This window comes from Sinorhizobium fredii USDA 205, assembly GCF_001461695.1.
Taxonomy (GTDB): Bacteria; Pseudomonadota; Alphaproteobacteria; order Rhizobiales; family Rhizobiaceae; genus Sinorhizobium; species Sinorhizobium fredii.
The window spans coordinates 1-6,531 of record NZ_AUTC01000034.1; the positions used below are offsets into that span (position 1 = coordinate 1).

At 58.2% G+C, this 6,531-nt stretch carries 6 protein-coding genes and 3 pseudogenes; 5 read left to right on the forward strand and 4 right to left on the reverse strand.

The window, feature by feature from the left end:
• Window positions 1-320 precede the first annotated feature (320 nt).
• Window positions 321-1,041: pseudogene (locus tag N181_RS31050) on the reverse strand (hypothetical protein).
• A 255-nt stretch (window positions 1,042-1,296) separates the two neighbouring features.
• Here N181_RS31050 and N181_RS31055 point away from each other — a divergent pair.
• Window positions 1,297-1,647, forward strand: a complete 351-nt coding sequence (locus N181_RS31055; RefSeq protein WP_014857707.1) for a hypothetical protein — start codon at window positions 1,297-1,299, stop codon at window positions 1,645-1,647.
• 443 nt (window positions 1,648-2,090) lie between these two features.
• Window positions 2,091-2,264, forward strand: a complete 174-nt coding sequence (locus tag N181_RS33950) for a hypothetical protein (protein ID WP_014857706.1) — start codon at window positions 2,091-2,093, stop codon at window positions 2,262-2,264.
• A gap of 296 nt (window positions 2,265-2,560) precedes the next feature.
• Here the strand turns inward: N181_RS33950 and N181_RS34550 are convergent.
• Together N181_RS34550 and N181_RS34555 are read right to left on the reverse strand one after the other, a co-directional pair.
• A pseudogene (locus tag N181_RS34550) lies at window positions 2,561-2,716 on the reverse strand (DUF1515 family protein); the annotation flags it as partial.
• A gap of 6 nt (window positions 2,717-2,722) precedes the next feature.
• Window positions 2,723-2,869: pseudogene (locus tag N181_RS34555) on the reverse strand (transposase); the annotation flags it as partial.
• Between the two features lie 296 nt (window positions 2,870-3,165).
• Here N181_RS34555 and N181_RS04635 point away from each other — a divergent pair.
• From N181_RS04635 to N181_RS04645, 3 genes are all read left to right on the forward strand, one after another.
• Window positions 3,166-3,513, forward strand: a complete 348-nt coding sequence (locus N181_RS04635; protein WP_307726158.1) for an OsmC family peroxiredoxin — start codon at window positions 3,166-3,168, stop codon at window positions 3,511-3,513.
• Window positions 3,510-4,205, forward strand: a complete 696-nt coding sequence (locus N181_RS04640) for a VIT1/CCC1 transporter family protein (protein ID WP_015633569.1) — start codon at window positions 3,510-3,512, stop codon at window positions 4,203-4,205. Before N181_RS04635 ends, N181_RS04640 begins: the two co-directional genes overlap by 4 nt.
• Window positions 4,206-4,291: 86 nt before the next feature.
• Complete coding sequence (locus N181_RS04645) at window positions 4,292-4,681, forward strand: DUF302 domain-containing protein (RefSeq protein ID WP_015633568.1); 390 nt, start codon at window positions 4,292-4,294, stop codon at window positions 4,679-4,681.
• A 755-nt stretch (window positions 4,682-5,436) separates the two neighbouring features.
• On the opposite strand, the gene N181_RS04650 is transcribed toward N181_RS04645, so the two are convergent.
• Window positions 5,437-6,378 carry a sensor histidine kinase gene (locus N181_RS04650; RefSeq protein WP_015633567.1) on the reverse strand — a complete coding sequence of 314 codons (942 nt, stop codon included), beginning with the start codon at window positions 6,376-6,378 and terminating at the stop codon, window positions 5,437-5,439.
• Window positions 6,379-6,531: the final 153 nt, after the last annotated feature.

Here is a 6,531-nt window from a genome sequence, read left to right on the forward strand (position 1 = left end):
GCTCACAAGGGATTGACGCAAAGCCCGTTACAGAAGATTGCATAATGTATCGAGTGGAATGCCCTGAACGGTAAAGGCTAGGCGCGGTTTTTGGCGGCGACAATCGCCTCTGCCTGTATCACACAGAGCTCGATTTCTTATTTCGTCATGCCATTGGCTGCATTGGCGAAGCGTTCGACCAAGGCGGGCCAGATGCGGATCATGCGAAGTGCCGACGGTCAATCCTAAGAGCCAGTTAGGCGAAGTCCCCAAAGCATCGGCGATTCTCACAAGCGTGGCCAAGTCTGGCTCTCTGCGCGGAAGCGGGAAAAAGCTGGGGGTTAGTATGCGAGGTCGAGCTGTTTGAGACGGCCGTCCGCGACGGCGGCTCGGACTTGAAGAACCCGATGAGCGCCGATCGGGTCCAACGCATTTGCCGCTTCTGGTCCAACGCATTTGCCGCTTCTTATTCATACAGGCATTGACGAGGCTGTTGGCGGCACTTTCGGCCGGTGAACTGGATATCGGCTGACCGGACCAGTATCGCCGACAGTAGTTGACGATCGAAGCTGCGTTCTGCCCCAGGTAGGTGCCAAGATTGTTGATCAGCTCGTATATTCGTCTGATTGCGCGCGCATCGCTGCGCGAACGATATCGTGTTTGCCGGTAGCGATATTCGGCGCACCGGCAAACTGACGCGGTGCTCAGCCTTGCGCAACAACGCGTCCCATCGCGATCTCGAATGCCGGCTTTGATAGCCGGGAACCGCGCGAATATAGGCGTTATCAATGAAAACGGAAATGGGAGACTTGCCGGCGCGACTGATACGATAGGGGCCTGCGACGTCCCACTTTTCGATCTGATCGGCAACCGATGATTATGAGGCCGCGTTGCCGGCACAAGGATATCAAGTACACGGGCTGCTTCTCGAAATTGGATCTCCTTGGCCCCTTCCAGGGAGAGGCCAAAATCGTTGAGACGGGCCCCATCGAGAGACCGGCCGACGTTGGCAGTTTCGCAACGCTGCGACACGCCGTCAATGCCAACAAGGTCGACCGAGATAAGTGCGACGCCAACGGATGTCCTTCAGAAAAGGCACCTGCTTACCCGAAATTTCTTACCCCCACCTTTTTCCCGCTCCCATGCGCTCAGTCCCTTGGTTGCCACGGCGTCGGCATTGCGGAAAAGTTGCGAGCTCTGGCAACCTACTACCGGGAGCCTATGGAACATGGGAAACATAGCGCGCATTATTGCCAGCGATTGCATGGAGGCTGGCCCGCGCTTTAGCGCCTGCCTCCCCATGCGAAGGAGGACCGCATGTCTTCCAGAAATCCAGATCAATATCTAGACTCCGAAGACATCAGCCTTTTGGTGGAAATACTAAAAGCCGCTGGTTATTCCGAAGCAAAAGAGAAAGATGAACGCGGCGAAAAGCTTGCTGCGGCGCGTTTCCTGACGGATGCTATTCAGCGGGGCGTCCTGACCAAGGCGCAACTGACCGCCGCTCTTCGTAAGCGAGGCGACGCGCCAGGCGGACAAAATCAGACTCCTGCCCAAACCAAAACGGAAGCCATCAATCGGTGGGAGAATGAAGGTGGCGCAATCGCACGGTCACCTTTTGAGCATTCCTCGAAGCCCGATATGGCGCGCACCCCGCTTTCTTCATAGGAGGTGTCAGTGCACGTACCGCCCAAACTCCCAATCCAACATCTTGGTCCCCACGATCTTGCTTTGATACGAAGGGTCTTCGAAACGGCCCGCGCCAAGGCTCGCATTCCACGTCTCAGTAGACACGCCGACCGACTAGCAAGCTTCATCGCCGATGAGTATCGGTTTGGGAACACGGATGAAGCCTCCCTTCTCGAATGCGCTCTGTGGTTCGGTACCGCCCGCATTCCATCAGCACTAGGGGAAGCTTCGATCGCCGACACCCAAGTTGCAGCGACACGACATGGCAGAGATCGGGCAGGCCTGCGGAAAACCGGCGTGCCCAAAAGCCAAGGCTAGATACGCGCTCGAACATGCGCCACCGCCCCACCCAGCTAGCGGCCGGATTGGCGATACCGCCGCTTAGGACGCTGCGATCGAGCTTTACCACGCAGGTGAAGAGAATGTTCAAAGTCTTTATAGCGAGGGCGAACATCGAGAAGTTCAATGAGCTGATTTCGAAGGAGAACGATCCTGAGAAGAAAGCTTTACTCAAGGAATTGTTGACACGGGAAGAAGACAAATTGGCTGCAGCCCTTATTGCAATTTCGCAAACCGGGACCGCTGATGAGGCCTAAGCTACCTGCTCTGGAGATCCGGGCGCGCTCCTGTGCATACGTTAGAACAGTGTCTTTCCCTCGCGGCTGCAATCGTGCATTGTTCGCACCGAGAGGAGGCACTCATGTCTTACGATTGGGAAGGAGGCCGACGGCAGCGGTATAAGAGTGCACGGCTCTGGCTTTTAATTGCCTTGACAGCTTGGCTGATTGCCCTCGCCTTAGCGCCATAGGCTGCATTTTTCACGGCATGGAGTTGTATCGTTCATCCATGAACTAGCTCCTCATTCCTGCTGGTTGGCGGCTGAGTCTCCTGTTCAGCCCTTCCCAATGATCACGAACACGATCCGCCTGATGACCTCGGCGAAGCTTACCCAGAGCGCCATAGCTGCAATGCCAGTAACACCAAGCGCACCGATTCCCATCAGCTTCCACCGTTTCACGTCATCGGTCACCGGCTTCATCTCCGCGACGTTGGCGTCGAAACTTCGGGCGGCCCGCTTTCGCAGTAACGTCTTGAGTTTGGAGAAGGGCATTTCGATCGGGTTGAGATCGGGTGAATAGGGCGGCAGGAACAAATGCCACGCGCCCTGCGCTTTGACCAGTTCCTCGGCTCGTTCGCTTTTATTTCGGGGCGAGTTGCGTTTCGATCCAAGAGCGATAACAAATCCGATAATCGTCGCGCGTAGGCGGGTATTCAGCAAAATTGCCTCAGGATAGCTTTACATAACGATTTCTCGCTCGCGATCTCCCAGATCGGAACGGCTCCCAACGCGATCACTGCTCTCCCTTGATGCTGGTCAAACGGGATGATTGGTGAGGTGATAGGATGTTTCATGGATGTCCGGCAGATTAATCCGGTTGGGAGGACTCGCGATGCCCGAATACAGGGTTTCGGCACAACGGATCGATCCCAGGAAAAGTGTGGCGCGCGGCGATCAGGCAGGGAACCGGCCTTTCCCGCCCTACCGGCGCCTTAAATCGGGCCGAGCTGCTGCTCGCGCCAACCGCGACCTGGATGATCAAGGGGATCGAACGTGTCATGCCCATCCTCGCTTCCTCTCTCGATGGTGTCGACGTGATCCTGCATGCCGTTCGACAAGACGAACCGCCGGGTATCGTCTCCGTCGATTACGAACTCGCGGTCGATACCGATGAAACGGACCAGCGTCTTGAACTGCTGCACAAGAATGTACGTAAATGCGGCACGATCTCGAAGAACGTCGCTCTCACCGCCCGCCTCGATGGCGTCATCCGGAGAAAGTCATGAGGAGTCTTCAGCGCGAAACTCATCTCGTGTCCCGGATCGGATGGCTGCGGGCCGCAGTCCTCGGAGCGAATGACGGCATCGTCTCGACGGCGAGCCTGATCGTCGGCGTTGCCGCGTCGGCGGCGGGAAGTTCCGAGATCCTGATCGCCGGTGTTGCCGGGCTGGTGGCCGGTGCGATGTCGATGGCGGCGGGGGAATATGTTTCGGTCAGCTCGCAGGCGGATACCGAGCAGGCCGACCTCGCACGCGAACGGCGGGAGCTCGAGAGCCAGCCCGATGCGGAGCGTGAGGAACTGGCGCAGCTTTATGCCAAGCGCGGGGTCGATATCGCCTTGGCCCGACGCGTCGCCGAGAAATTGATGCAGAAGGACGCGCTCGAAGCGCATGCACGCGACGAGCTCGGCATTTCCGAAATTTCCACCGCAAGACCGATCGTTGCCGCCCTGACGTCGGCTCTGACTTTTGCTGTCGGTGCGATGATGCCACTCGCCATGGTGTGGCTGGCGCCGGCGAACCAGCTCGTGCTGCTCGTCTCTGCAGCGTCGCTGCTGTTCCTCTCCCTGCTCGGTGCAATCGGTGCCAAGGCTGGTGGAGCGAACGTGCTGAAAGCCACGATCCGTGTCACCTTCTGGGGTGCCTTTGCCATGGCGCTGACGGCAGGCATAGGCGCCTTGGTCGGAACCGCCGTCTAGACGCGCTGCGGACAGATTAAGTGCTTCGGTGTGGGCCCACACCGGCAACAAGGATCGGCAGGTGCCGGTCGCATTGGAGACAGACAATGACCTACACGCTCGACAAAACGACCAACGACATGCCCTTCGACGAGGTGGTGGCGGCAACAAAGACGGCTCTCTTGGCCAAGGGGTTCGGTGTGCTGACTGAAATCGACGTCCGAGCGACGATGAAGAAGAAGCTCGACATCGATGTTGCGGACTATCTCATTCTGGGAGCGTGCAACCCGAAGATGGCTCTCGAGGCTATGAAGATCGAACCAAAGGTCGGCGCCATGCTGCCCTGCAATGTGATTGTACGATCGCTGGGAAGTGGCACAATCATGGTCAGCGCCATCGATCCCGTTGCCTCCATGCAGGCGATCGACAACCAGGAACTCAAGAAGGTCGCCGGGCAGGTTCGGTCTCTTCTTGAAGAGGCGGTCGCAAGCATCTGAGGAGGTTGGTTATTAACGCGGCCGCAGGTGCCGTACCGGATGATTGTCTCGGGGAAAGGGGGCGGGCCGAAGCTGGCTGCGGCGCGCTTCCTGAACGATGCTATTCAGCGGAGCGTCTTGACCAGGGCGCAGCTAACCGCCGCTCTTCGTAAACGAGGCGACGCGCCAGGCGGACAAAATCAGACTTCAGCACAAACAAAAATGCAAAACATCAATCGATGGGAGAATGAAGGCGGCGCAATCGCACGCCAACCGCCCAAATGCAGTCCAACATCTTGGTCCGCGTGATCTCGCTTTAATACGGAGGGACTTCGAAGCGGCCTGCTCCAAAACTCGCACTCCCCGTCGCAATCGAGACGCCGACCGACTAGCAAAGTTCATCACTGATGAATTCCGGTTCGGAACAAGGATGAAGCCGCTCTTCTGGAAGGCGCTATCAAGATCTTGATGATCCATCCTATGTGCATCAGTTGTTCGAGATGCAACGACGACCAGACGGAGGACTGCGATAACCCCGTCCCCACGCCCTCCGCAGTCTTCTGTCGGCGGGATTCCCGCGCGACCGTTCTCTCCGGCTCGACCGAAATCTCGCCCGCGATAAGTGAGGTCGGTCCAGGCGCTGCCAAGGCGGAACGTCGCCGAAGTCGCGAGCCCTTCCTCGCCGGCGGTCTCGTGTTCCGGACGGCAGCTGATACTGAAAGCGCCGGCGCCCTGTTGACACGCCGGGCCGCATTGTGCCGCCCGGCCGCCGCCTGTCACTTCTGGATCACTCCCGTGGCCAAGGGAGCTTTCAGGGTCCACGACACGTCCTTTGGAGCGACTGTCAGATCCGCCGTGCCACCGAAAGCGGCCGGAACAATCGACTTAAGAATGACTGACCCGAAGCCTTGACGTTCTGGAGGCTGAGCGGGTGGTCCCTTGCGCTCCGTCCATTGAAACTCGAAAAGCTGCGCCCTCGGATCAAATGACCATCGAACATCGACGATGCCGGTGGGCACGGAAAGTGCGCCGTGCTTGACGGCGTTGGTCGCAAGCTCGTGAACCGCCATGCCAAGGTATTCCGCTGGAGCCGGTTCCAGGCAAACCTCCGGTCCTTGAATGTCAATCTGGGACATGCCCTCCGTCGTGAGGAATGCGATCTGGGACTGGACAAGATCGCGGACAGGTGCTGCTTGCCAGCGTTCTTTCTCAAAAACTCGATAGGACGCGGAAAGTGCCGCGAGACGATCTTCCAATGCGTCCTGGAAATTCGAAACAGAATCGCTGTGCTTACCAAGCTGCCGAGAAATGGCGCAAATGATAGCGAATACATTGCGAGCGCGATGTGTCAGTTCCTTGACGAAAAACTCTGTTCGCTCCGCCAGTTCGCGGGCCGATATGTCGATTACGGTTAGAATGACCGCGACCTCCGATGTTTCGAGCACCACGGGGTTCATGGCGATATGGACGGTCACTTCCGTGCCATCCTTCTTGCATGCGACCAGCCGCCGCCCCTCCGCCATCGGCCGCGAAAGGACGCATGATGGTGGACGTAAACATTTCGGAAGAGGTGCTGACCCGCCTTCGCGGCCGCGTCGCTTTTCTGGCTCAATCTGGCCCATCACCGCGCGGATCACCGGAGCGCGCGACCGGCTCCGTCGAGCTGAGCGCTTGATGTGTAAACTCTTCGATCTTCCGGAAACCGGGCGTTCGCCCATCTGGTCTCCACTGCTGCCCGTAACCGGGTTCGAGCCAGCACCGCGCGGGCCTTGGTTCGTAAAGGCCGATCACTCCGTGCCGGTCGCCGGTGCGTGGAACGCCGGTGTTCCATAATTAAGCTTATGCGATATGTTATATCATTACACACGTCG

Coding starts and splice junctions, on each gene's coding strand:
- N181_RS31055 (WP_014857707.1), top strand. CDS start 1,297: ATGTCTTCCAGAAATCCAGATCAATATCTAGACTCCGAAGACATCAGC.
- N181_RS33950 (WP_014857706.1), top strand. CDS start 2,091: ATGTTCAAAGTCTTTATAGCGAGGGCGAACATCGAGAAGTTCAATGAG.
- N181_RS04640 (WP_015633569.1), top strand. CDS start 3,510: ATGAGGAGTCTTCAGCGCGAAACTCATCTCGTGTCCCGGATCGGATGG.
- N181_RS04645 (WP_015633568.1), top strand. CDS start 4,292: ATGACCTACACGCTCGACAAAACGACCAACGACATGCCCTTCGACGAG.
- N181_RS04650 (WP_015633567.1), bottom strand. CDS start 6,378: ATGGGCGAACGCCCGGTTTCCGGAAGATCGAAGAGTTTACACATCAAG.